This window comes from Mycoplana ramosa, from assembly GCF_041930185.1.
Classification (GTDB): Bacteria; Pseudomonadota; Alphaproteobacteria; order Rhizobiales; family Rhizobiaceae; genus Mycoplana; species Mycoplana ramosa.
The window spans coordinates 252,245-271,800 of record NZ_JBHEEW010000007.1 but is presented as its reverse complement, the minus strand read 5'-3'; the positions used below and the strand labels follow the sequence as shown (position 1 = coordinate 271,800).

The window sequence follows — 19,556 nt, the reverse complement described above, 5'->3', positions numbered from 1 at the left end:
TTCGTCAGTCGCTAGCAGCGCCGCCGCCCTCGTTGGTGAGGCGGTTTCTAGGCCCAACACCAAACCAAGTCAACAGCAAAAATGACGGTTTTGCGAAAATTCTCACCCGCCCCGGCGGAAACCCTGAGTTCCCAGCGCTTTCGGGATGGAAGAATCTTCACAGGACGATTGTGGCCGATTTTCCCCCTCCCCTGCTGGTCGCGAGCGCCTCGCCGGCGCATGAAAAAGGCGCCGGCGGAAACCCGCGGCGCCACTTCGCTTCGCAACGATGTTGGTTGGCCTCCGTCTCAGGCCTTGATCTTGAGCTGGGCCATGATCTTCTCGAGATAGCCGAGCAGCAGCGCCGATATGACGAAGGCGAGATGCATGAAGGTCAGCCACATCAGCTGGGTGGTGGTGTACTGCTGGGCATTCAGGAACACCTGCAGCAGGTGGATCGACGAGATCGCCACGATCGAGGAGGCAACCTTGATCTTCAGGCTGCCGGAATCGAGCTTGCCGAGGAAGGAGACATCGCTCTCGGCGTTGTCGAAGCGGCTGACGAAGTTTTCGTAGCCGGAGATCATCACCATCAGGATCAGGCTCGCCACCAGCGCCGCGTCGATCAGACCCAGCATGGCGAGGATCATCTCGGCGTCGTCCAGCGCAAAGACGTTCTTTGCCACCTTGAGGAACTTGTAGGCGAACGAGACGGCATAGACGGCAAGCGCGGCGACCAGTCCGAGATAGAAGGCTACAAGGATCCAGCGGCTTGAAAGGATGATCCGTTCGACCAGGATTTCGAGGGATTTCATGGGGGATGACGCTCCATCAGAATCGACTGTTACTCGCGCCTTGATTAACCAGCGGCCCCTTTTCGGGCAAGCGCCGATCGCGCGATCAATTCAGGGCTGACGTCAGCAGCGAAACGAACGCAGTGCCGGCAACATCGAGCGGGCCGCTGTTATCGATCGTGACGGTGTCGAGACCGGCAGCCGGCGGGCGCGGTTGGCGATCGAGGCGGGCGGCAATCGCGCCGGCACCTTCCCGGCCGCGCTTTGCCAGCCGCTCGGCCCGCACTTCGGCGTGGGCGGTGATCGTGACGATCTTCAGTCGCGGAAAGGTCGACACGAAATCGGGCAAGGCCTGACGGCTGCCGTTGACGATCACGACGGCCCCCTGCCCCACCGCGTCCAGCATTTCCCGCCTGATCCCGTAGCAGAGCCCGTGCGCCTCCCAAGAGACGCAGAAGGCCCCTTCCTGTTTCATACGCGAAAACGTGGCCGCATCGACGCCGATGTGGGCCTCGCTGCCGGCATCCGCCGGCCGGGTGATGACGCGCCGGGCAAAGACGATCCTGGCGTTTTCGGCGAAGTGCCGGGCGGCATAGTCCATCACGCTGTCCTTGCCGGCTCCGCTGGGACCGACAACGACGATCGCCATCCCGTCTTCGGCAAGGCCGGCCGGTTGTGCATCAACTGTGAGCATTGACGCAGACCCGGTCATGCCACCCGCCGGCCCTGCCGCCAGACGGAACGGACCACCGGGACGCCATTCGGACGGCGTACACGCACAAGGTCGCCGCGAAGGCCGGCCGCGATCCGGCCGCGATCCTGAAGGCCGACCGTTCGGGCCGGTGTCGCCGAGACCATTGCGACCGCCTGGGGCAGGCTGATCGCTTCGATCTCGTCAGCAAGGATGAAGGGCGCGTGCATGAGGCTGAACGGGACGTAGTCGGAGGAAAGCACGTCGAGGACACCGATGTCGGCGAGATCGCGCGCGGCGATGTTGCCGGAATGCGACTTGCCGCGGACGATGTTGGGGGCACCCATCAGCACGCTCATGCCGGCGCCGTGCGAGGCTTTGGCCGCGTGCAGGCTGGTCGGGAACTCGGCGAGCCGGGTGCCGTAGCCAAGCAACTCCTCGACATGCTCGAGCGTCGCATCGTCGTGGCTTGCAATGGTGATGGCGCGCGCGGCGCAGCGCGCGGCGATCGCATCCCGATGCGGCTTGGCGTAGCGCGCGGAGAGCGCCTGCTGCCGCTCGCAGAACTCGGCGAACGCCTCGTCCGACAGGCCGCGCTTGGTCTTGTAGTAGAGCGTGTACTGATCCATGCTCTGGAACTGCCGTTGCCCCGGCGCATGGTCCATCAGCGAAACGAGCCGCACCTTCGGGTCGTCCTCGAACTCCTCGAAATGCTCGAGCACGTTCTCGGTCGAAACCTCGCAGCGCAGGTGAATCAGGTGCTCGGCGCGAAGGCGATCATCCCGTTCCGCCTGGGCGAGCGCGTCGGCCATGGCCCGCATCTCGCCCTTTTCGAAGCCGCCGTCCTCGTCGGAGCCCATGCGCAGGCAATCGAAGACGGTGGTGATGCCGGAGGTGACGACCTGGGCATCGTGGGCCTGAATCGCCGCCGTCTTGTCCCAGCGCACGCCGGGGCGTGGCGAGTAATGGGATTCCAGATGGTCGGTGTGCAGTTCGACGAGGCCGGGAAGCAGGTAGTCCCCGTCCATGTCCTCTCCCGTCGCGGACGGCGTGTCGGAAATGTCGGCAATGAGGCCGTCGCGAATCAGCACCGCGCCGTGGATGACATCGTCCTCCAGTACGATGCGGGCATTGGTGAGGATCAGTTCGGTCGACATGTCAGGCAATCTTTCGGTTGGCCGTTCCGCCAAGCGAGAACAGCGAGTGTACGGTGAAGTCGGCGCCACGGGAAGGCTCGCAGAAAAGGGCGAGGCCCGTGATGGAAAGCGGCTGACCGTCGAAATCGGCAAAATGGCGTGCGAGCGCCTGCTCCATGGCCGGGGTATCCGCCTCGGGCACCCGTCCGGTCAGCGTCATGTGGAAGCGGAAGGTATCGAAGACGTAGGGATAACCCCACTGGACGAGGTTTTGACGCTCCTCGCTCGAAAGTTCGTCGGGCTTGCGCCGGGCGATATCGGCGGAAGAGAGCGGCGCGCGAAACCGATCGAAACGGCGGACGACCTCGCCGGCAAACGCCTGCAGCGGCTCGCAGTCCGCACCAGGGACGAGGGCGAAGAAGGATCCCAGCCGTCCGACGACCACCTCGGGAATGTCGAAGGCCGCGGTCTCGCCGGAAAAGCGTGCCAGCTCGGCGACGAGTTCTGCTTCCGTGCGGCCCTCCGCCAGCGCGAACGGCGCCTTCAGGGTGGCGTGGAAACCGTAGCGGCGCGGATCGGCTGTCAGGGCTGCCAGCGCCGCCGGTGCAAATCCGGGAACCGTCGGCTGTGTAACGGTCGCGCCGCTGAATGCGTCGCGTCCGAGCCAGCGGGCGGCGGCATGCGCAAGTTCATCGCTGGCGGCAGGGGTGAAATAGAGGGCGTAACGCAAATTCGATCTTCCTGTTCAATTCCGGGTCGCGGTTCGCGGAGATGGATGCGCGCGGTGCAGGCGCAACGGGGATTGGTGCGTCGGCATCATGCCATGACCTCCGGCGATTTCCATTCCTCTCAACGGGTGCGGCCCATCAGTCGGGAGCGCAACCCATTTGAAATGCCGTCGAAGACGAAGACAATGATCAGGATGAGAACCACCATGTAGGCGACGTTCTCCCAGTCCGAATTGGTGGCCATCGCTTCCCAGAGCTTCAGGCCGATGCCGCCGGCGCCCACGGCACCGATGATGGTCGCCGATCGCGTATTCGATTCCCAGAAGTAAAGCGCCTGGGAAGCGAAGACCGGGAGCACCTGCGGTACCACACCAAAGCGCTGAACGGCAATATTGGGTGCGCCGACGGATTTGACCCCCTCGCGCTGCTTGTCGTCGATGTTTTCCAGTGCCTCGGAGTAGAGCTTTCCGAGCGTGCCGGTATCGGTGAAGAAGATCGCCGACATGCCGGCGAGCGGTCCGGGGCCGAAGGCGCGGGTGAAGAACAGCGCCCAGATCAGCATGTCGACCGAGCGGAGGAAATCGAACAGGCGCTTGGTCAGTTGGTTCGAGATCCAGTTGCGGGTGATGTTGCGCGCGGCGAGGAAGGCAAGCGGGAAGGCAACGAGCGTCGCCAGCACCGTGCCCACGAACGCCATCACGACCGTCTGCAACAGCTTGGTCCAGACGTCGAGGTGCTGCCATTCGCTGTTGTAAAGGATGTTGTTCCAGGCGAGCGACAGGTTCGAGCGGGACGGATCGATGCGCTCGCCCCAGGCGATCAGGGAGAACACGTCGGCCGCCGATTTGCCGAAGAAGGGCGACTGGGTGTCGAAGATGAAATTGGCCCAGCCCAGGAAGCGCTTGCGGATGCTGACCTCGTCCGCCTCGATCTCGGCCCAGCCCGCAAAGCCGAAGGAGACGACGATCTTCTCGCCGGGGCGCTTCTGGGTGGCCCACTGCGGCAGCGGATTGCTGTCGGCCGAGACGCTTTTGCCGTCCATGGTTATGCGCAGGGTCTCGTTGCCGTGCTGTATGACCGCCCGGCCAGGAAGGACTTCGATCCGGGTCGAGCGTCCCATCAGAACCTCGGCATGGGTCACCACCTCCTCGGTCCGCGTCTCGACCTTCGCCTCACTGGTAGGGGCGGTGGTGCCGGACGAGCCGCCGAGGGCCGCACCCGGCGCCATGAAGCTTGTCGCGGCTTTCTTCACGGCAGGCTGCGTCGACGCCGCGGCCGCCGGCAGTTCGACGGTGCGCGTCACCGTTTCACGCGTCGCCGTCAGCCAGTCGGGATTGGGGTTGTCGCCGAGCGGCGAATAGCGTGGGTAGCGGATCTGCATGGTTCCGTCGGGTGCCATGCGGAACTCCGGGCGCACTTCGTAGGAGACCCAGTCGGCGAGATAGGTGCCGGCGAGCGACCAATTGGCGTTGTGGAGCACCGTACCGACCGCGAAGAACCACCAGCAATAGACGCCATAGAGCACGGCGGCCAGCACAACCAGCGGCATGCGGAAACGAGACCAGACGGAACGGGCGAAAATCTCGGGATGCCGCGCGGCGATCTGTTCCATCTCGGACATGTGAAGCTTGGCCATCGTTCGGTCCTTACTGTGCGAGTTGGAAGGCCTGGTCGCCGACGAGACGGCGTCTTGCCCAGGCAGACAATTGATCGACGGCGACGATCGTGCAGAACAGCAGAAGGATGATCGCCAGCGTCTTGGCCTGGTGGTTCTGGCCGATCGAGAGGCGCAGCAATTCGCCGATGCCGCCGCCGCCGACGGCGCCGATGATGGTGGAGGCGCGCACGTTGATCTCGAGGCGCAGCAGGAAGTAGCTGATGAAATTCGGCATGACCTGCGGGACGATCCCGAACCAGACCCGCTCGATCCAGTTGCCGCCAGCGGCGCGAAGCCCCTCCTCCGCCTTCATGTCGGCATTTTCGACCACCTCGAAGAAGAGTTTGCCCAGCGCGCCGACCGTATGGATCGACACCGCGATCACGGCCGGCAGCGGACCGAGCGAGAAGATCGCAAGGAAGAAGCCTGCCAGCACCACCTCCGGAAAGGCGCGCAGAATCTCCATCAGACGACGAACGACACCGCGCACGAAGCGGTTCGGCATCAGAGTGCGCGCCGCAAGAAAGCAGAGGATGAAGCCGAGGCTGGCGCCGAGGATGGTGGAGAAGATCGCGATATTGAGCGTCTCCAGCATCTTGTAGAAATATTCGGGGATATAGAACCCCTCCGTCAGGTAGAGCCGACCCTCCGGATAATTGTACTTGAAGCTGCCGTCGTCATAGGGAGACGGCAGGTCGAACAGGGCGCGGAACACCTCGAAGCCGTCGCGCGGGATCATGCCGCCGACGAAATCGAAGAGATACGGGAGCCGGTCGAAGAACTTGCCGGCATTGGTTTCATTGGCAAACCACAGCGAACCGCCCAGCGCGAACAGGAGAATTCCAAAGCCGATCCAGGAATAGAGCCGGCGCTTGGCGGCGAGTTCCTGCCAGTGGCGTTCGATGAGCGCGCCGCTTTCGCTGAACTCTTTCGGAAGGGTGTTAAGGGCCATGGCGCTTTCCGCGTCTGCGCCTCTACTCCGATGAAAGAGGCGTCATTCAAAAATGGCGTCAGCCAGCAAAACCGGCCGACGCCTGTCAGAATTTCGAAGTCGGATCAGCCGCCGATCGTCGCCTTGCGCGCGTCGATGATCGGCTTGTAGAAGTCGGCGTTGACCTCGATGAAGGAGGTGAAGTCGCCGCCCTGGATGGCCGAGAAGCAGGCCGCATCCGTCTTCGGCAGGTCAAGCATGAACTGCTTGAACTTCGCCTTCATGTCGTCGGCCATCGAAGAGCGGATGACCACCGGACCATTCGGGATCAGTGGCGACTTCCAGATCTCGACGAGATCGTTCATGTCGAGAACGCCCTTCTCCACCATCTTGTGCAGGTTGCCGGAGGTGTAGCCGTCCTTCCATTCGCCGACGCCCGAGCCGAAGGTCGTGCCGGCGTCGAAGTTGCCCTTCAGCACTTCGAGGACGAGGTTTTCATGGCCGCCGCCGAAACCGGTCTCGCCGAAGAATTCCTTGACGGGCGCGCCGATCGATTCCGGCAGCGTCACGAGCGGGACGAGGTAGCCGGAGGTGGAATCCGGATCGGCGAAACCGAGCTTCTTGCCCTTCAGGTCTTCCAGCTTGGTGATGCCGCTGTCCTTGCGGGCAACCATGATCGAGTAGTAGCCGGTGGAACCGTCCGTCTGGACCGTCGTCAGGATCGGCTCGACGGCCTTGGGGTCGGCGAGGTAGATCTTGGCGAAGCCGGAGGCGCCGAGTTCGGCATAGTCGAGGGTGCCGCCGAGCAGGCCCGGGATGACGCCGTCATAGTCGGCGGCCGGGAAGAAGGAGACCTTCTCGAAACCGAAATCGGCCTTCAGCTTGTCACCGAGGCACTGGTAGTTGCGCAGGCGATCGGCTTCGTTCTCGCCGCCGATGATGCCGACGCGGAATTCCTTCAGGTCTTCCGCCTGGGCGTGGCCGACGAGCGCCAGAAGGGCGACGGCGCCGAAAAGAGCTTTCTTCAGCATGATTTCTCTCCTGTTTGACCGGCCACGCCGGCTTTGAGAATGGCTTTGACCCTTGACGTGGGCCCCTCGATCCTGGCCGCGCCTCAGATGCCGGCCAGTGCCAGCGGTTTCACGCTGGCGGATTCCTTGATGTTGTCCTGCACGAGCGGGCCAGACGGGCGACGAATGCTCGTCGATGTCATGGTTTCATCGATCTCCGAACCATCGGCACCCGCGCCATAGATCGACCGCACCGCATCGGCGTCGAGCTCCCGCGGCGCGCCGTCGAAGACGACCTTGCCGGCGGACATGCCGATAATGCGCTCGCAATAGTTGCGGGCGGTGTCGAGCGTGTGGAGATTGGTGATGACGGTGATGCCCTCGCGCTCGTTGATGTCGCGCAGCGCATCCATCACGACCTTGGCGTTGAGCGGATCGAGGGAGGCGATCGGCTCGTCGGCAAGGATCATCTTCGGCTGCTGCATCAGCGCACGCGCAATCGCCACGCGTTGCTGCTGGCCGCCGGACAGCGTGCCCGCCATCTGCAGTGCCGTCTGCTCGATGCCGAGGCGCTCGAGGGCGGCGATCGCCATGATGCGCTCCTCGCGGGTGAACATGTTGAGGATGCTGAGCGCCGTCGAGCGATGGTTGAGACGGCCGAGCAGCACGTTGGTCAGCACATCGAGGCGCGGCACCAGGTTGAACTGCTGGAAGATCATCGCGCAGTCGCGCTGCCAGTTGCGCAGGGCCGCCCCGCGCAACGCGGAGACCTCGACATCGCCAAAGCGGATTGAGCCCTCGGTCGGCTCCACCAGCCGGTTGATCATGCGAAGCAAGGTAGACTTGCCAGCACCCGAGCGACCGATGACGCCCACCATCTGGCCCTGGGGAATGTCGATGTTGACCGCGTTGACCGCGGCGTGCCCGCCAAACCGGCGCGTGACGTTCATCAGGCGAAACATGGCATCCCTCTCAAGGGTTAAATCATTGATGTTGTAGGGACTTTAACGATACTCAATGACGGCCGGATGTCAGTTTCATGTTGGTTTGACAACAATCCACAAAGCCCGGGTTTCCCGGGCTTTGCGCTTGTTCAGGCCTCGTAGCGGTCGAGGAAGCTTTCCGCGTCGAGCGCGCGGAAGTCATCAAGTGCGGACCGCAACCTGGCATGGTCCCAGTCCCACCAGGCAAGCCGCTCGAAACGCTCGACAAGTTGCCTGGGAAAACGCTCGCGGATCAGTTTCGCCGGCACCCCGCCGACGATGGTGTAGGGTGCGACGTCCTTGGTGACGACGGCCCCGGAGCCGATGACGGCGCCGTTGCCGACCGTGACCCCCGGCAGGATCGTCGCGCCGTGGCCGATCCAGACGTCATGTCCGATCGTCACGCGATGCGCCCGCCGCCAGGCGAAGAAATCGGCCTCCTTGTCGGCATCCGGCCAGTAGTCGGCAGCGCGGTAGGTGAAGTGGTGCAGCGTCGCGCGCCACGTCGGATGGTTGGTGGCGTTGATCCGCACCGACGAGGCGATGTTGGCAAACTTGCCGATCGTGGCGCACCAGACCGAGCAATCCTCCATGATGTAGGAATAGTCGCCGAGTTCGGTCTCGCTGATGCGGGATCGCACGGAAATCTCGGTGTAACGGCCGAGCGTGCAGTCGGTGACCTTTGCGGTCGGGTCGATCAGCGGACTTTCGGAAAGCTTTGTCATGCGGCGGCCTTTCTGGGCGAGAAAGCAGAAACGTCTATGATCCGGTCGGCCACCTCCGTGCGCACGTCGTCATCGTGGAAGATGCCGAGAAGTGCCACCCCTGCCCGCTTCTTCTCCGCGATCATCCCGACGACGATCTCGCGGTTCTTTGCGTCGAGCGAGGCCGTCGGTTCGTCCAGCAGAAGGATACGGTGGTTGGTGATGAAGCCGCGGGCGATGTTGACGCGCTGCTGCTCACCGCCGGAGAAGGTGGCGGGCGGCAGCTGCCAGAGTTCACGCGGCAGGTTCAGCCGGGAGAGCATCTCCTCAGCCCTTTCGCGCGCGACCTCCGGATTCTCGCCGCCGGCGAGAAGAGGCTCGGCCACGACGTCGATCGCGGCGACGCGCGGCACGACGCGCAGGAACTGGCTGACATAGCCAAGGGTCACGCGGCGAACGGCAAGGACGCTGCGAGGATCGGCGCTGGCGAGGTCGATCACCTTGCCTTCGTGCTCGATGAGGATCTGTCCGCCGTCGACGCCGTAATTGCCGTAGACCATCTTCAAAAGCGAGCTCTTGCCGATGCCGGACGGACCGCCGAGAACGACGCATTCACCGGCCTTGACGGAAAAACTGACGTCCGAAACGACCGGCAGGCGGATGCCGTCTCGAAGGTGCATGGTGAAGCTCTTTGCGACTTCGGATACGACGAGTGGGGTCGCCATGGTGATGTCCTTTTGCTGGACCGGGCGCAGCCGAGCCTGAGCCGGCGCGCCGCGGTCAGGTCAAACCTGCAGGATGGAGGAGACGAGAAGCTGGGTGTAAGCCTCGCGCGGGTCGTCGAGAACGCGGTCGGTCAGACCCTGTTCGATCACCTGACCATCCTTCATCACCATCATCCGGTGCGACAGGAGGCGGGCGACGGCGAGGTCGTGGGTGACGATGATTGCCGACAGCTCGAGATCGTGAACGAGACCGCGGACCAGGTCGAGCAAACGCGCCTGCACCGAAACGTCGAGACCGCCGGTGGGCTCGTCCATGAAGACGAGGCGGGGCGAGGTGACGAGGTTGCGGGCGATCTGCAGCCGCTGGCGCATGCCGCCGGAGAAGGCGCGCGGCTGATCGTCGATGCGGTCGACACCGATCTCGACGCGCCGCAGCCAGTCGCCGGCGGTCTCGCGGATGTTGCCATAGTGGCGCTCACCAACCGCCATCAACCGCTCGCCGACATTGGCGCCGGCGGAGACCGTCATGCGCAGGCCGTCGGCCGGGTTCTGGTGGACGAAGCCCCAGTCGGTGCGCATCAGGAAGCGGCGTTCGGCCTCGCCCATGTGGGCGAGGTCACGCATCTGCCCATCGCGCATCCGATACTCGATCGTGCCGGATGTCGCCAAGAGGCGGGTGGCTAGGCAATTGAGCAGCGTCGTCTTGCCCGAGCCGGATTCGCCGACGATCGCCAGCACCTCGCCCGGCCAGAGCTCGAAGGAGACGTTGCGGCAGCCGATGCGCGCGCCGTAGAATTTCGAGATGTCGCGGACTTTGAGAAGGGGTTCATCGCTCATCGTGCAGCTTCCTTGTCGTAGGCGAGCATGGTGCCGCAATGGCCGTGGTCGCGGCGGTCTTCGCAGTGATCGGTGTCCGAGCAGACGAACATCCGCCCGCCCTTGTCATCGAGCACGACCTCGTCGAGATAGACGTTCTCCGCGCCGCAGAGCGCGCAGGGACGATCAAACTTCTGGATTTCGAACGGATGATCCTCGAAGTCGAGGCTGACGACGTCGGTGAACGGCGGCACAGCATAGATCCGCTTCTCCCGCCCCGCACCGAAGAGCTGGAGCGCTTCTGCCATGTGCATTTTCGGATTGTCGAACTTCGGCGTCGGCGACGGGTCCATGACGTAGCGGCCCTCCACCTTCACCGGATAGGCATAGGTCGTGGCGATATGGCCGTTCTTGGCGATGTCCTCGTAGAGCTTGACGTGCATCAGCCCGTATTCCTCGAGTGCATGCATCTTGCGCGTCTCGGTCTCGCGCGGCTCGAGGAAGCGCAAGGGTTCGGGGATCGGCACCTGGTAGACCAGCGTCTGGCCGGCCGTCAGCTTCTCCTCGGGGATGCGGTGACGCGTCTGGATGATCGTCGCCTCGCGGGTCTTCGTCGTGACCGCCACGTTGGCCACCTTCTGGAAGAAGGCGCGGATGGAGACGGCATTGGTGGTGTCGTCCGCCCCCTGGTCGATCACCTTCAGCACATCGTCCGGACCGAGGATCGCCGCCGTCACCTGCACGCCGCCGGTGCCCCAACCATAAGGCATCGGCATTTCGCGGGAGGCGAAGGGTACCTGATAGCCGGGAATGGCGATCGCCTTCAGGATGGCGCGGCGGATCATGCGCTTCGTCTGTTCATCGAGATAGGCGAAATTGTAGGTCGCCAGTTCTGCCGTCGTCATTCTGCGGCCTCCGCAAGATCGTTGCCCAAGTTCTGCGCGGCTTCGTATTCGCGCCGCATGCGGCGAACGAGGTCGAGCTCGGCCTGGAAATCCACGTAATGGGGGAGTTTCAGGTGCTCGACGAAGCCGGTCGCCTGCACATTGTCCGAGTGCGAAATGACGAATTCCTCGTCCTGCGCCGGCGCGACGACGTCCTCGCCGAATTCTTCGGCCCGCAGCGCCCGGTCGACGAGCGACATGGCCATGGCCTTGCGCTCGCCCTGCCCGAAGACAAGACCGTAGCCGCGGGTGAATTGCGGCGGGTTTTTCGCCGACCCCTTGAACTGGGCGATCATCTGGCACTCGGTCACCTGGATGCGTCCGAGCGAGACGGAGAAGCCGAGCTCCGGCATGTCCAGCTCCACTTCTACCTCGCCGATGCGCACTTCCCCGACGAAGGGGTGGGTGCGGGCATAGCCACGCTGGGTGGAGTAACCGAGCGCCAGCAAGAAGCCTTCGTCGCCACGGGCGAGCGCCTGCAGGCGCAGGTCCCGCGCCATCGGGAACTCCAGCGGCTCGCGCGTCAGGTCGCCTGCGACATGGCCGTCCGGCAGGCTGCCGTCATCCTCGACGAGTCCCTCAGCGGCGAGGATATCGGAGACGCGCATGATCGGCTCGCCCGGCTCATCGCGCTCCAGCGGCGCCTCGACCGCCTCGTCTGTCAGAAGTGAGGGGTCCAGCAGGCGGTGCGTGTAGTCGAAGGTCGGCCCGAGCAGCTGGCCGCCCGGCAGGTCCTTGTAGGTTGCCGACACGCGGCGCTCGACGACCATTTCCGCAGTCTCGACCGGCACCGAATAGCCGAACCGCGGCAGCGTGGTGCGATAGGCGCGCAGGATGAAGATCGCCTCGATCATGTCGCCGCGGGCTTGCCGGATGGCGAGTGCCGCGAGGGCGCGATCGTAAAGCGAAGCCTCCGCCATCACGCGGTCGACGCCGAGGCCGAGCTGGGCGACGATCTGCTCGATGGTGATGGACGGCAGGTTGCGGTCGCCGCGTCGGCGATCGGCTAGAAGGCGATGGGCGTTGGCAATGGCGGCCTCGCCACCCTTGACGGCAACATACATGGCTCAGGCCTCTCCGTTTCGAATGACTGTGGTGCGCGGCAGGCAGACGATGTCGTCGCCGGCCAAGAGGATCAGGTCCACACCGCGGGGGAAAAGCGCCCGATTGGCCTGCGCCAGCGACAGGAACGCTTCCGGCAGCCCCTTCGGCGCAAATCGCATCTCGTCCCGAATTCCCGGCCCGGTGAGGACCAGCGGCCTGCCGCCCTCGAAACTGTCGATCTCGATCACCAGGGTCGTCGAGCGGTCCGGATACTCTTGCGTCCCTTGCGAGAACACGCCGAAGCCCGGCACCACGCCCCCCTTCTCGATGAAGGCGAAGCTGGCATCCTGCTTCTCGGCCGTCACTGTCGCGCCGGTGTGGAACGCCAGCCAACCCGGCAGCTTCGACTTGGCGAGCTGCGGCGTCAGCCAGACGAACGTGTCGTGATCGCAAAGCGTCAGCGCAACCGCGCCGGCCGCACAGGTCAGCGGCTCGGGCGGGTTCGCGTTCGCGGCGATCCCGCCGATCGTGCCTGGGCGAGCCATGCAGTTCATGACGACGCGAAAGACGGCCTGAGCCGCAAACACCGGCTCGGGGAACCCACCGGAAAAGATCTGGGTATCGGTCATTAGTCGTCTCCGCGAACCATGGTGAAGAAGTCGACACGGGTGGCGGCGGTCTCGCGGGCCTTTTTCGCGTCATCCGCCTCGATTCGGGCGGCAACCTCGTCAAGCAGGCGCCGGACAGTCGCTTCGTGCTCGGAACCCTGAAGAAGCGCGTCGAACACGGCGGCCAGGCGCGCCTTTTCGCCATCGCTTCCGAGGGTCTGGCCGTGCCCGACGACGCCGTCCTCGAGGCGCACGCTGGCGCGCGTCGCCGTCACCTCACCCAGATTGAACGGCGCTCCGCCGCCGCCGATCCGGCCGCGCACCATGACGAGCCCGGTCTCGGGGCCGCGCACCGGAGCAACCGCAGGCTTGGCGTCCAGCGCCTCCCAGGCCTTCTCCAGTTCGGCGCGCGTCGCCTTGGCGAGGAGGCCCATCGCCCGCTTGCGCGCATCCGGCTCCGGGCCGGGCGACGGCTGTTTTCGCAGTGCTGCCATTTTCGTCTCCAATCGCTTGGTTGTCTATTGATCTAGACAACCAGACATCCTATGGTTTGGTGATAGTCAACCAACGTGACAGGCTTGTGACGGTATGAGGAAAACGATCGAGCGCCGTTCCGGCGTGGCCCTGTGGCGACAGATCGCCGACGGCATGCGGCTTGCGATCAACAATGGGGACTACGACGACACCGGCATGATGCCGTCGGAAGCAACGCTTGCGGAAACGTTCGGCGTCAATCGCCACACGGTGCGCAGCGCGCTGGCGTCGCTTGCCGATGAGGGCATGGTGCGTTCCGTGCAGGGGGTCGGGACGCTGATCGAGCGGCGTGACCGCCTGACATTTCCGATCTCGCGCCGGACGCGTTTTTCGCAAGGTCTCGGCGGCCAGGCGAAAGAGTTGGAGGGGCGGCTCGTGCACCAGACGATCGAACCGGCCTCGCCGATCGTCGCCAAGGCGCTGAATCTGGCGACCGGAATTGGCTGCGTCCGCCTCGAAACCGTGGGAATTGCCGACGGAAAGCCGATCTCCGCTGCGACCAGCTACTTCCCTGCCGATCGGTTTTCGATGATCGGCGACGTCTATGCGCGCACCGGCTCGATAACCAGGGCGCTCGCCGAACTGGGGATAGACGACTATGTCAGGTGCTCGACCGAGATCTCCGCGAGCCATGCCGAAGGCATCGACCTTCGGCTGCTGAAACTCTCTCCAGGAGCCATCCTGCTGGTGACCACGTCGGTCAATGCCGACACAGACGGCCGGCCGATCCAGTACTCCCGGTCACGCTTCGCGGCGGACCGGGTCAGGTTCTTCGTCGAAACGTGAAAGGAGCGGCCACGCTGGCCGCCCCTTGCTGTCCGCCGCATCACACTCGTCTTGACCATCCGAAGAGCAGCGAAATCACGAGCAGCGCCAGGAAGACGAAAAACAAGATCTGGGCGATGCCCGCCGATGCACCTGCAATGCCGCCGAACCCAAGGACGCCGGCAATAAGTGCAATGACGAGAAATACAAGCGCGTAATAAAGCATTGCGGAACTCCTCTTTTGTCATCGAAACCAAAAACGATGAGTCTCGTGGAAAGTTCCCGATCAAAACGGGGGATCGCATTGCAGTAAGACAAGCGCCGCCGCGATCCATGTCGGGACGGCGCTTGAACGATCACTGAACCTCAGTGGCGACCTTGCCATTCGTCGATCTGACGCTCGGCCTCTTCCTTGGCAATTCCGTATCGCTGCTGGATCTTGCCGGCGAGTTCGACGCGGCGACCGTTGATCACGTCAAGGTCATCGTCTGTCAACTTGCCCCATTGCGCCTTGGCCTTGCCCTTGTACTCCATCCATTTGCCTTCGATGATGTCCCAGTTCATGACCTATCCTTCCTTTGTATGCTGCGGTTATGCCGGGGAAGAACGTGCCGCGATGCGGATCGTTCCGAAAGCAGGCGTTCGTGCCGATGGAACAACACCGGCACACGCGCGTTAAGCGAAGGTGGAACGCCGTTTCGCGGAGGCACCGATGCTTGGCACGATTCTGCTCATCATCCTGATCCTGCTCCTGATCGGCGCCCTGCCGCGTTGGAGCCACAGCACGAACTGGGGATACGGGCCATCGGGAGGGCTTGGACTTCTCATCGTCATTCTGCTTATTCTGGTCCTGATGGGACGCATCTGACCGTTGTCTATTGCACTTGAAAGGGTAACTGAATGAAACAGCTCATCGTTGCAGCGACTATCGCCCTGTCGGCACTTGCGGCCACATCCTGCACCCAAACGGAAAAGGGTGCGGCGATCGGCGCAGCATCGGGCGCCATCATCGGCGGCGCCGTAACGAACAAGGTCGGCGGTGCTGCCGTCGGAGCCGTGGCCGGCGGTGCCATCGGCGCTCTGATCGGCAACGCAAGCGAGCCGGGTCGATGCATCTATCGCGACCGCTACGGGCGTCGCTATGAAGCCCCGTGCCGATAAGCAAGGTCCACGCGAAAGACGAGGCGCGCCATCGGCGCGTCTCGTCTTGTGCGGTTTCATCCTGTGCTTGCGTGCACGACAAGGTTCATCGCGGCGTCTTGGCTTGCCGCTCCGCCTCGTCCAGCTTCTCGAGAAGATCGAGCAACTCTTGCGGAAGCGGTTCCGCTTCGATCGCGTCGTAGTAGGACTTCAGCCTTCGGCCAACCACGCTGTCGGTATCCAGCATGGCCCGGTTCCGAGCGCGCTTGCTTTGGCTGACAGCCGGCTTGTTCATGGCCATGGGCTCCTTGCCGCCGCTACAGCATCCTTGTTTTGCCGCAGACCCGGTCTATCCAATAGAGTTCGCGTTCGCGCCACAGTCGTTGTCGTCGCCTGAATCTACAGGAAACCATCCGGATTCGGAACGTGTTGAGGGAGAAGTTCATGTCGCTATCCACCCGAATCGCACCCCACCTGCCGTTGTTGCGGCGTTTTTCCCGCGCGGTAACGGGTTCCCAAACCTCCGGTGACGCATATGTGGCCGCGATGCTTGAGGCTTTGATCGCTGATATTTCCCTTTTCCCGGTGCGGAAGGACGACCGGATCAGCCTGTTCAGGCTCTACTGCGCGCTGTTTGATTCGGTCCAGGTGACACTCCCCGAGGCTTCCCTATCACCATTCGGATGGGAACAGCGGGCGGCGGCCAATCTCCACCATGTCGCGCCCCTCGCGCGCAAAGCCTTCCTGCTTGCAGCCGTGGAAGGATTCGAGATTGCCGAATGCGCCGACATCCTCGACCTGAGCGAGGCGCAGGTAAGGGAGCTCCTGGACCAGGCCGCCATGGAGATCTCCAAACAGGTCGCGACGGACATCTTGATCATCGAGGACGAGCCACTCATCGCCATGGACCTAGAGGACCTGGTGACCAGCCTTGGTCACCGGATCACCGGCGTCGCCCGAACCCGCAGCGAGGCGAACGAACTCTTCCGGCGCTCGCCGCCGGGCATGGTGCTGGCGGACATCCAGCTTGCCGATGGCAGCTCGGGCATCGACGCCGTCAACGATATGCTCCAGAGCAGCAGCATCCCGGTGATCTTCATCACCGCGTTTCCGGAGCGGCTTTTGACCGGAGAACGCCCGGAGCCGGCCTTTCTGGTGACCAAGCCGTTCAATGCGGAAATGGTCAAGGCGCTGATCAGCCAGGCGCTCTTTTTCGGCAAGCAGGCGGAGCTGGTGAAGAGCGCCTGACCGCCGCACAGTGTAAAAGGCGGGCCTATTGTGGAGGCCCGCCCGCTTTTGCTTGGATCAGCTTCAGGCCAGGGCGGCCGTGACAATGATCTCGACGAGATAGTCCGGCGTTGCCAGCTTGGCTTCACCCGTCGCGCGCGCCGGGGCATGGCCCGGGGCGACCCAGGCGTCCCAAACGGCGTTCATCTTCTGGAAGTCGGCCATGTCGGCCATCCAGACCTGGGCGGAGAGGATCTTCGTCTTGTCGGTGCCGGCAAGCGCCAGCAGGCGGTCGATCTGCTCCAGCACCTGCTTCGTCTGGGTGGCGACGTCCGCGCCGGCTTCGCCAACCTGGCCCGCGAGATAGACGGTGCCGTTGTGAATGACGGCCTGGCTCATGCGCGCGCCGGTTTCAATGCGAGTAATGGTCATTGGGTTCATTCCTGTGGTTATCTGGTCAAGCCCTGTGGCCGGCATCCAAGCGGACGCAGCAACCACCCGCCAGCGGGCATCTGGTGCGGCGTACGTCTATACGATTGCACAGAGCGCTTTGCCAGTCCGGATTGTGGAAGGTGCCGCGCGGAACGATGCGCCCTACCGCTGTATACTCTCAAGCATGCCAAACTGCGGACAGCTTCTTCAAACTGTTGTCGACGACGACCTCAACGGGCGCATCGATGTCGACCGAGACCACACCGCACTCGCCCTTCGGGTCCTCTAGCGTGGCCAATTGGCTATCGAGCAGGTCCGCAGGCATGAAGTGGTTTCGCCGCGCCTGCAGGCGGGCAAGCAGCACATCGCGGCTGCCGTCGAGGAAGACAAAATTGAGATCGCCACCGGCGGCGGCCCGAAGCCGGTCGCGATAGGCACGTTTGAGCGCCGAACAGGACACGACGATCCCCTCCCCGGCTGCGGCTGCCGCATGGAGGTCATCACCGATGCGTGCGAGCCAGGGCCAGCGGTCCGCGTCGGTCAGGGGTATGCCCCTCGACATTTTTTCCACATTGGCCGCCGGGTGCAGTTGGTCGCCTTCGAGGAAGCGGAGCGACAGCCGGTCCGCCAGGGCCCTGGCGATCGAGGTCTTCCCCGATCCGCTGACGCCCATGACAACAATCAGGCGACGCGGCCTTGCCGCCTCGTCGCCTGGATGCCGGGTTCCCGCGGTCATCGCTCAGAGCGGATGGTAGCAGGCGTAGCTGTGGTGCGTGTCCCCTTCAACCGGCGGCATCGCCTGCCGGCACTCGTCGGTCGCCCGCCAGCAGCGCGGGTTGAACGGGCAGCCGGTCGGCGGCTTCAGCGGCGAGGGCAACTCGCCTTGAAGCTGGATCCGTTCGCGCTTGCCTTCCGGATTGGCCACCGGGGTCGCCGACAGAAGAGCCGCCGTGTAGGGGTGCGTTGGATGAGCGAAGACGCTCTCCGCCGTTCCGGTCTCGACGGGCCGGCCGAGGTACATCACCATCACCTCGTCGGCAATGTGGCGAACGACGGACAGGCCGTGCGAGATGAAGAGATAGGCGAGCCCCATCTCCTTCTGCAGATCCATCAGCAGGTTCAGCACCTGCGCCTGGATCGACAGGTCGAGCGCCGAAACCGGCTCATCGAGCACCAGCACCTTCGGCCGCAGCATCAGCGCGCGGGCAATGGCGATGCGCTGGCGCTGGCCACCGGAGAACATGTGCGGATAGCGGTCATAGTGTTCCGGCCGCAATCCGACCCTGGTCATCATCTCCTCGACCTTGCGGCGCCTGGTGGCCGCATCGTCCTTGGTGTTGATGACGAGCGGCTCCTCGAGAATCGTACCGACCTTCTGGCGCGGATTGAGCGAGCCGTAAGGGTTCTGGAACACGATCTGCACGAGGCTGCGCAACGACTTGTCGCCGACACGGGCCGCCTTGCCGTCGATCAGCAGCGTGCCGGCGGTCGGGTCCTCGATCATCGTGACGAGGCGGGCGAGCGTGGACTTCCCACAGCCCGATTCGCCGACGACGGCGAGCGTCTTGCCGGAGTGCAGTTCAAAGGTGACGCCGTTCAGCGCCTTGACGGTCGCTTCCGGTTTGAACATGCCGCGCTTGACGGCATAGAAGCGGGAAAGGTCCTTTCCCTGAATGACAGGCTGGCTCATCAGGCACGCTCCTCGACCAGTTCGGCCGTCTTGCCGGGATGGTTTTGCGGAATCCCGCCCACGAGCGGATAATTGCACAGCGCATTGCCAAGCGCTGGCGGCTGCAGCGTTACCGACTTGTTGCACTGCTCCGTGGCAAACGAACAGCGCGGCGAGAACAGGCAGCCCGTCGGCCGGTCGTGCTGGCCAGGGACCACGCCCCGGATCGACGGCAGGCGGCCGCCGACGGTGGCGCGCTCCGGCAGCGACGACAGCAGTGCGGCCGTATAGGGATGATGCGGATCACGGAACAGATCCTTGACCGGCTGCTCTTCCACTTTCTGGCCGGCATACTGCACCTGCACGCGCTCGGCGGTTTCCGCTACCACGCCCATGTCGTGCGTGATCAACACCAGCGCCATGTCGTGTTCCTTCTGCAGGCGCACCAGCAGATCGAGGATCTGCGCCTGGATCGTCACGTCGAGCGCTGTCGTGGGCTCGTCGGCGATGAGAAGCTTCGGATTGCAGGCCAGCGCCATGGCGATCATCACGCGCTGGCTCATGCCGCCCGACATCTGGTGCGGGAAGTTCGACAGGCGATCCTCCGGCGCCGGGATGCCGACGAGGCGCAGGAGTTCGATCGAGCGCTGGCGCCGTTCGGCCCGGTTCAGCCCCATGTGGATACGCAGGGTCTCGCCGAGCTGGAAGCCGACCGTGAAGCACGGGTTGAGGCTCGACATCGGCTCCTGGAAGATCATCGCAATATCCTTGCCGATGATCTTGCGCCGCTCGCGGTCCGACATCTTCAGCAGGTCCTTGCCATCGAAGGCCATGCGGTCTGCGGTGATCTTCGCTGTCCACGGCAGCAGCCCCATGACCGCCAGCATGGAAACGGACTTGCCCGAGCCGGACTCGCCGACGATCGAGAGAATTTCACCCTTGTCGCAGGAGAGCGAGACGCCGTCCACGGCCCGGAACAGGCCGGTGGACGTCTCGAATTCGACGGTGAGGTTCTTGATTTCGAGAAGGGACATGGCGA

Annotated in this window: 26 protein-coding genes; 4 read left to right on the top strand and 22 right to left on the bottom strand. The window is 63.8% G+C overall.

The annotated features are described in order from the left end of the window. Nucleotides 1-287 precede the first annotated feature (287 nt). The 15 genes from JNC62_RS11685 to phnG all read right to left on the bottom strand — a co-directional run bounded on the left by JNC62_RS11685 (nt 288) and on the right by phnG (nt 13,244). The gene (locus JNC62_RS11685) at nt 288-794 is read right to left on the bottom strand and encodes a TIGR00645 family protein (RefSeq protein WP_374838921.1); all 507 of its coding nucleotides are present in this window, start codon (nt 792-794) and stop codon (nt 288-290) included. An 85-nt stretch (nt 795-879) separates the two neighbouring features. Next, on the bottom strand, nt 880-1,467 hold the full coding sequence (gene phnN, locus JNC62_RS11680; protein WP_374838919.1) for a phosphonate metabolism protein/1,5-bisphosphokinase (PRPP-forming) PhnN: 588 nt from the start codon (nt 1,465-1,467) through the stop codon (nt 880-882). Between the two features lie 14 nt (nt 1,468-1,481). Beyond that, nucleotides 1,482-2,621, bottom strand: a complete 1,140-nt coding sequence (locus tag JNC62_RS11675) for an alpha-D-ribose 1-methylphosphonate 5-triphosphate diphosphatase (protein ID WP_374838917.1) — start codon at nt 2,619-2,621, stop codon at nt 1,482-1,484. A gap of 1 nt (nt 2,622) precedes the next feature. Next, complete coding sequence (locus JNC62_RS11670) at nt 2,623-3,330, bottom strand: DUF1045 domain-containing protein (RefSeq protein ID WP_374838916.1); 708 nt, start codon at nt 3,328-3,330, stop codon at nt 2,623-2,625. Between the two features lie 119 nt (nt 3,331-3,449). After that, nucleotides 3,450-4,964 (bottom strand): phosphonate ABC transporter, permease protein PhnE, encoded by a 1,515-nt coding sequence (gene phnE / locus JNC62_RS11665; protein ID WP_374838914.1) that lies wholly within the window; start codon nt 4,962-4,964, stop codon nt 3,450-3,452. Nucleotides 4,965-4,974: 10 nt separating this feature from the next. Continuing rightward, the gene (gene phnE, locus JNC62_RS11660; protein ID WP_374838912.1) at nt 4,975-5,937 is read right to left on the bottom strand and encodes a phosphonate ABC transporter, permease protein PhnE; all 963 of its coding nucleotides are present in this window, start codon (nt 5,935-5,937) and stop codon (nt 4,975-4,977) included. Between the two features lie 104 nt (nt 5,938-6,041). After that, nucleotides 6,042-6,947, bottom strand: coding sequence for a phosphonate ABC transporter substrate-binding protein (gene phnD, locus JNC62_RS11655; RefSeq protein WP_374838910.1), 906 nt, complete (start codon nt 6,945-6,947; stop codon nt 6,042-6,044). Nucleotides 6,948-7,030: 83 nt separating this feature from the next. Further along, nucleotides 7,031-7,888 carry a phosphonate ABC transporter ATP-binding protein gene (gene phnC / locus JNC62_RS11650; RefSeq protein ID WP_374838908.1) on the bottom strand — a complete coding sequence of 286 codons (858 nt, stop codon included), beginning with the start codon at nt 7,886-7,888 and terminating at the stop codon, nt 7,031-7,033. A 131-nt stretch (nt 7,889-8,019) separates the two neighbouring features. Then, nucleotides 8,020-8,634: a DapH/DapD/GlmU-related protein gene (locus tag JNC62_RS11645; RefSeq protein WP_374838906.1), complete on the bottom strand. Its 615-nt coding sequence runs from the start codon at nt 8,632-8,634 to the stop codon at nt 8,020-8,022. Then, nucleotides 8,631-9,338 (bottom strand): phosphonate C-P lyase system protein PhnL, encoded by a 708-nt coding sequence (phnL, locus tag JNC62_RS11640; RefSeq protein ID WP_374838904.1) that lies wholly within the window; start codon nt 9,336-9,338, stop codon nt 8,631-8,633. The genes JNC62_RS11645 and phnL overlap by 4 nt, the downstream gene beginning before the upstream one ends. A 60-nt stretch (nt 9,339-9,398) precedes the next feature. Beyond that, nucleotides 9,399-10,175, bottom strand: a complete 777-nt coding sequence (gene phnK, locus JNC62_RS11635) for a phosphonate C-P lyase system protein PhnK (protein WP_374838902.1) — start codon at nt 10,173-10,175, stop codon at nt 9,399-9,401. Next, entirely contained in the window at nt 10,172-11,059 is an 888-nt protein-coding gene (locus JNC62_RS11630) for an alpha-D-ribose 1-methylphosphonate 5-phosphate C-P-lyase PhnJ (protein ID WP_374838900.1), read from the bottom strand. The genes phnK and JNC62_RS11630 overlap by 4 nt, the downstream gene beginning before the upstream one ends. Then, entirely contained in the window at nt 11,056-12,162 is a 1,107-nt protein-coding gene (locus tag JNC62_RS11625) for a carbon-phosphorus lyase complex subunit (protein ID WP_374838898.1), read from the bottom strand. Before JNC62_RS11625 ends, JNC62_RS11630 begins: the two co-directional genes overlap by 4 nt. Nucleotides 12,163-12,165: 3 nt before the next feature. Then, on the bottom strand, nt 12,166-12,771 hold the full coding sequence (gene phnH / locus JNC62_RS11620) for a phosphonate C-P lyase system protein PhnH (protein ID WP_374838896.1): 606 nt from the start codon (nt 12,769-12,771) through the stop codon (nt 12,166-12,168). Next, nucleotides 12,771-13,244 carry a phosphonate C-P lyase system protein PhnG gene (phnG, locus tag JNC62_RS11615; protein ID WP_374838894.1) on the bottom strand — a complete coding sequence of 158 codons (474 nt, stop codon included), beginning with the start codon at nt 13,242-13,244 and terminating at the stop codon, nt 12,771-12,773. The genes phnH and phnG overlap by 1 nt, the downstream gene beginning before the upstream one ends. A 94-nt stretch (nt 13,245-13,338) precedes the next feature. Between phnG and phnF the strand changes: the two genes are divergently transcribed. Beyond that, a complete protein-coding gene (gene phnF / locus JNC62_RS11610; protein WP_374838892.1) occupies nt 13,339-14,070 on the top strand; it encodes a phosphonate metabolism transcriptional regulator PhnF in 732 nt (243 codons plus the stop codon). 40 nt (nt 14,071-14,110) lie between these two features. Here the strand turns inward: phnF and JNC62_RS11605 are convergent, their stop codons facing one another. Beyond that, nucleotides 14,111-14,275: a DUF1328 domain-containing protein gene (locus tag JNC62_RS11605; RefSeq protein ID WP_310410858.1), complete on the bottom strand. Its 165-nt coding sequence runs from the start codon at nt 14,273-14,275 to the stop codon at nt 14,111-14,113. Between the two features lie 140 nt (nt 14,276-14,415). Continuing rightward, nucleotides 14,416-14,613 (bottom strand): CsbD family protein, encoded by a 198-nt coding sequence (locus tag JNC62_RS11600; RefSeq protein WP_374838890.1) that lies wholly within the window; start codon nt 14,611-14,613, stop codon nt 14,416-14,418. A 148-nt stretch (nt 14,614-14,761) separates the two neighbouring features. Between JNC62_RS11600 and JNC62_RS11595 the strand changes: the two genes are divergently transcribed. Together JNC62_RS11595 and JNC62_RS11590 are read left to right on the top strand one after the other, a co-directional pair. Then, on the top strand, nt 14,762-14,917 hold the full coding sequence (locus JNC62_RS11595; RefSeq protein WP_374838888.1) for a DUF3309 family protein: 156 nt from the start codon (nt 14,762-14,764) through the stop codon (nt 14,915-14,917). Nucleotides 14,918-14,949: 32 nt separating this feature from the next. Next, nucleotides 14,950-15,210, top strand: coding sequence for a YMGG-like glycine zipper-containing protein (locus JNC62_RS11590; RefSeq protein ID WP_374838886.1), 261 nt, complete (start codon nt 14,950-14,952; stop codon nt 15,208-15,210). Between the two features lie 85 nt (nt 15,211-15,295). On the opposite strand, the gene JNC62_RS11585 is transcribed toward JNC62_RS11590, so the two are convergent. Next, a complete protein-coding gene (locus JNC62_RS11585; protein WP_374838884.1) occupies nt 15,296-15,484 on the bottom strand; it encodes a NepR family anti-sigma factor in 189 nt (62 codons plus the stop codon). Nucleotides 15,485-15,633: 149 nt separating this feature from the next. Here JNC62_RS11585 and JNC62_RS11580 point away from each other — a divergent pair, with 149 nt between their 5' ends. Then, complete coding sequence (locus tag JNC62_RS11580) at nt 15,634-16,437, top strand: response regulator (protein WP_374838882.1); 804 nt, start codon at nt 15,634-15,636, stop codon at nt 16,435-16,437. 63 nt (nt 16,438-16,500) lie between these two features. Here JNC62_RS11580 and JNC62_RS11575 read toward each other — a convergent pair whose 3' ends face one another. From JNC62_RS11575 to JNC62_RS11560, 4 genes are all read right to left on the bottom strand, one after another. Then, nucleotides 16,501-16,848 carry a RidA family protein gene (locus JNC62_RS11575; protein WP_374838880.1) on the bottom strand — a complete coding sequence of 116 codons (348 nt, stop codon included), beginning with the start codon at nt 16,846-16,848 and terminating at the stop codon, nt 16,501-16,503. Nucleotides 16,849-17,026: 178 nt separating this feature from the next. Further along, nucleotides 17,027-17,521 (bottom strand): gluconokinase, encoded by a 495-nt coding sequence (locus JNC62_RS11570; protein ID WP_374838878.1) that lies wholly within the window; start codon nt 17,519-17,521, stop codon nt 17,027-17,029. 66 nt (nt 17,522-17,587) lie between these two features. Continuing rightward, nucleotides 17,588-18,538, bottom strand: coding sequence for a peptide ABC transporter ATP-binding protein (locus JNC62_RS11565; protein ID WP_374838876.1), 951 nt, complete (start codon nt 18,536-18,538; stop codon nt 17,588-17,590). Further along, entirely contained in the window at nt 18,538-19,551 is a 1,014-nt protein-coding gene (locus JNC62_RS11560; protein ID WP_374838874.1) for an ABC transporter ATP-binding protein, read from the bottom strand. Before JNC62_RS11560 ends, JNC62_RS11565 begins: the two co-directional genes overlap by 1 nt. Nucleotides 19,552-19,556 lie beyond the last annotated feature (5 nt).

What these genes read in the sequence shown, in the direction of transcription:
- JNC62_RS11685 (WP_374838921.1), bottom strand. Translation starts at nt 794, where the DNA reads ATGAAATCCCTCGAAATCCTGGTCGAACGGATCATCCTTTCAAGCCGC.
- phnN (WP_374838919.1), bottom strand. Translation starts at nt 1,467, where the DNA reads ATGCTCACAGTTGATGCACAACCGGCCGGCCTTGCCGAAGACGGGATG.
- JNC62_RS11675 (WP_374838917.1), bottom strand. Translation starts at nt 2,621, where the DNA reads ATGTCGACCGAACTGATCCTCACCAATGCCCGCATCGTACTGGAGGAC.
- phnE (WP_374838914.1), bottom strand. Translation starts at nt 4,964, where the DNA reads ATGGCCAAGCTTCACATGTCCGAGATGGAACAGATCGCCGCGCGGCAT.
- phnE (WP_374838912.1), bottom strand. Translation starts at nt 5,937, where the DNA reads ATGGCCCTTAACACCCTTCCGAAAGAGTTCAGCGAAAGCGGCGCGCTC.
- phnD (WP_374838910.1), bottom strand. Translation starts at nt 6,947, where the DNA reads ATGCTGAAGAAAGCTCTTTTCGGCGCCGTCGCCCTTCTGGCGCTCGTC.
- phnC (WP_374838908.1), bottom strand. Translation starts at nt 7,888, where the DNA reads ATGTTTCGCCTGATGAACGTCACGCGCCGGTTTGGCGGGCACGCCGCG.
- JNC62_RS11645 (WP_374838906.1), bottom strand. Translation starts at nt 8,634, where the DNA reads ATGACAAAGCTTTCCGAAAGTCCGCTGATCGACCCGACCGCAAAGGTC.
- phnL (WP_374838904.1), bottom strand. Translation starts at nt 9,338, where the DNA reads ATGGCGACCCCACTCGTCGTATCCGAAGTCGCAAAGAGCTTCACCATG.
- phnK (WP_374838902.1), bottom strand. Translation starts at nt 10,175, where the DNA reads ATGAGCGATGAACCCCTTCTCAAAGTCCGCGACATCTCGAAATTCTAC.
- JNC62_RS11630 (WP_374838900.1), bottom strand. Translation starts at nt 11,059, where the DNA reads ATGACGACGGCAGAACTGGCGACCTACAATTTCGCCTATCTCGATGAA.
- JNC62_RS11625 (WP_374838898.1), bottom strand. Translation starts at nt 12,162, where the DNA reads ATGTATGTTGCCGTCAAGGGTGGCGAGGCCGCCATTGCCAACGCCCAT.
- phnH (WP_374838896.1), bottom strand. Translation starts at nt 12,771, where the DNA reads ATGACCGATACCCAGATCTTTTCCGGTGGGTTCCCCGAGCCGGTGTTT.
- phnG (WP_374838894.1), bottom strand. Translation starts at nt 13,244, where the DNA reads ATGGCAGCACTGCGAAAACAGCCGTCGCCCGGCCCGGAGCCGGATGCG.
- phnF (WP_374838892.1), top strand. Translation starts at nt 13,339, where the DNA reads ATGAGGAAAACGATCGAGCGCCGTTCCGGCGTGGCCCTGTGGCGACAG.
- JNC62_RS11605 (WP_310410858.1), bottom strand. Translation starts at nt 14,275, where the DNA reads ATGCTTTATTACGCGCTTGTATTTCTCGTCATTGCACTTATTGCCGGC.
- JNC62_RS11600 (WP_374838890.1), bottom strand. Translation starts at nt 14,613, where the DNA reads ATGAACTGGGACATCATCGAAGGCAAATGGATGGAGTACAAGGGCAAG.
- JNC62_RS11595 (WP_374838888.1), top strand. Translation starts at nt 14,762, where the DNA reads ATGCTTGGCACGATTCTGCTCATCATCCTGATCCTGCTCCTGATCGGC.
- JNC62_RS11590 (WP_374838886.1), top strand. Translation starts at nt 14,950, where the DNA reads ATGAAACAGCTCATCGTTGCAGCGACTATCGCCCTGTCGGCACTTGCG.
- JNC62_RS11585 (WP_374838884.1), bottom strand. Translation starts at nt 15,484, where the DNA reads ATGAACAAGCCGGCTGTCAGCCAAAGCAAGCGCGCTCGGAACCGGGCC.
- JNC62_RS11580 (WP_374838882.1), top strand. Translation starts at nt 15,634, where the DNA reads ATGTCGCTATCCACCCGAATCGCACCCCACCTGCCGTTGTTGCGGCGT.
- JNC62_RS11575 (WP_374838880.1), bottom strand. Translation starts at nt 16,848, where the DNA reads ATGACCATTACTCGCATTGAAACCGGCGCGCGCATGAGCCAGGCCGTC.
- JNC62_RS11570 (WP_374838878.1), bottom strand. Translation starts at nt 17,521, where the DNA reads ATGGGCGTCAGCGGATCGGGGAAGACCTCGATCGCCAGGGCCCTGGCG.
- JNC62_RS11565 (WP_374838876.1), bottom strand. Translation starts at nt 18,538, where the DNA reads ATGAGCCAGCCTGTCATTCAGGGAAAGGACCTTTCCCGCTTCTATGCC.
- JNC62_RS11560 (WP_374838874.1), bottom strand. Translation starts at nt 19,551, where the DNA reads ATGTCCCTTCTCGAAATCAAGAACCTCACCGTCGAATTCGAGACGTCC.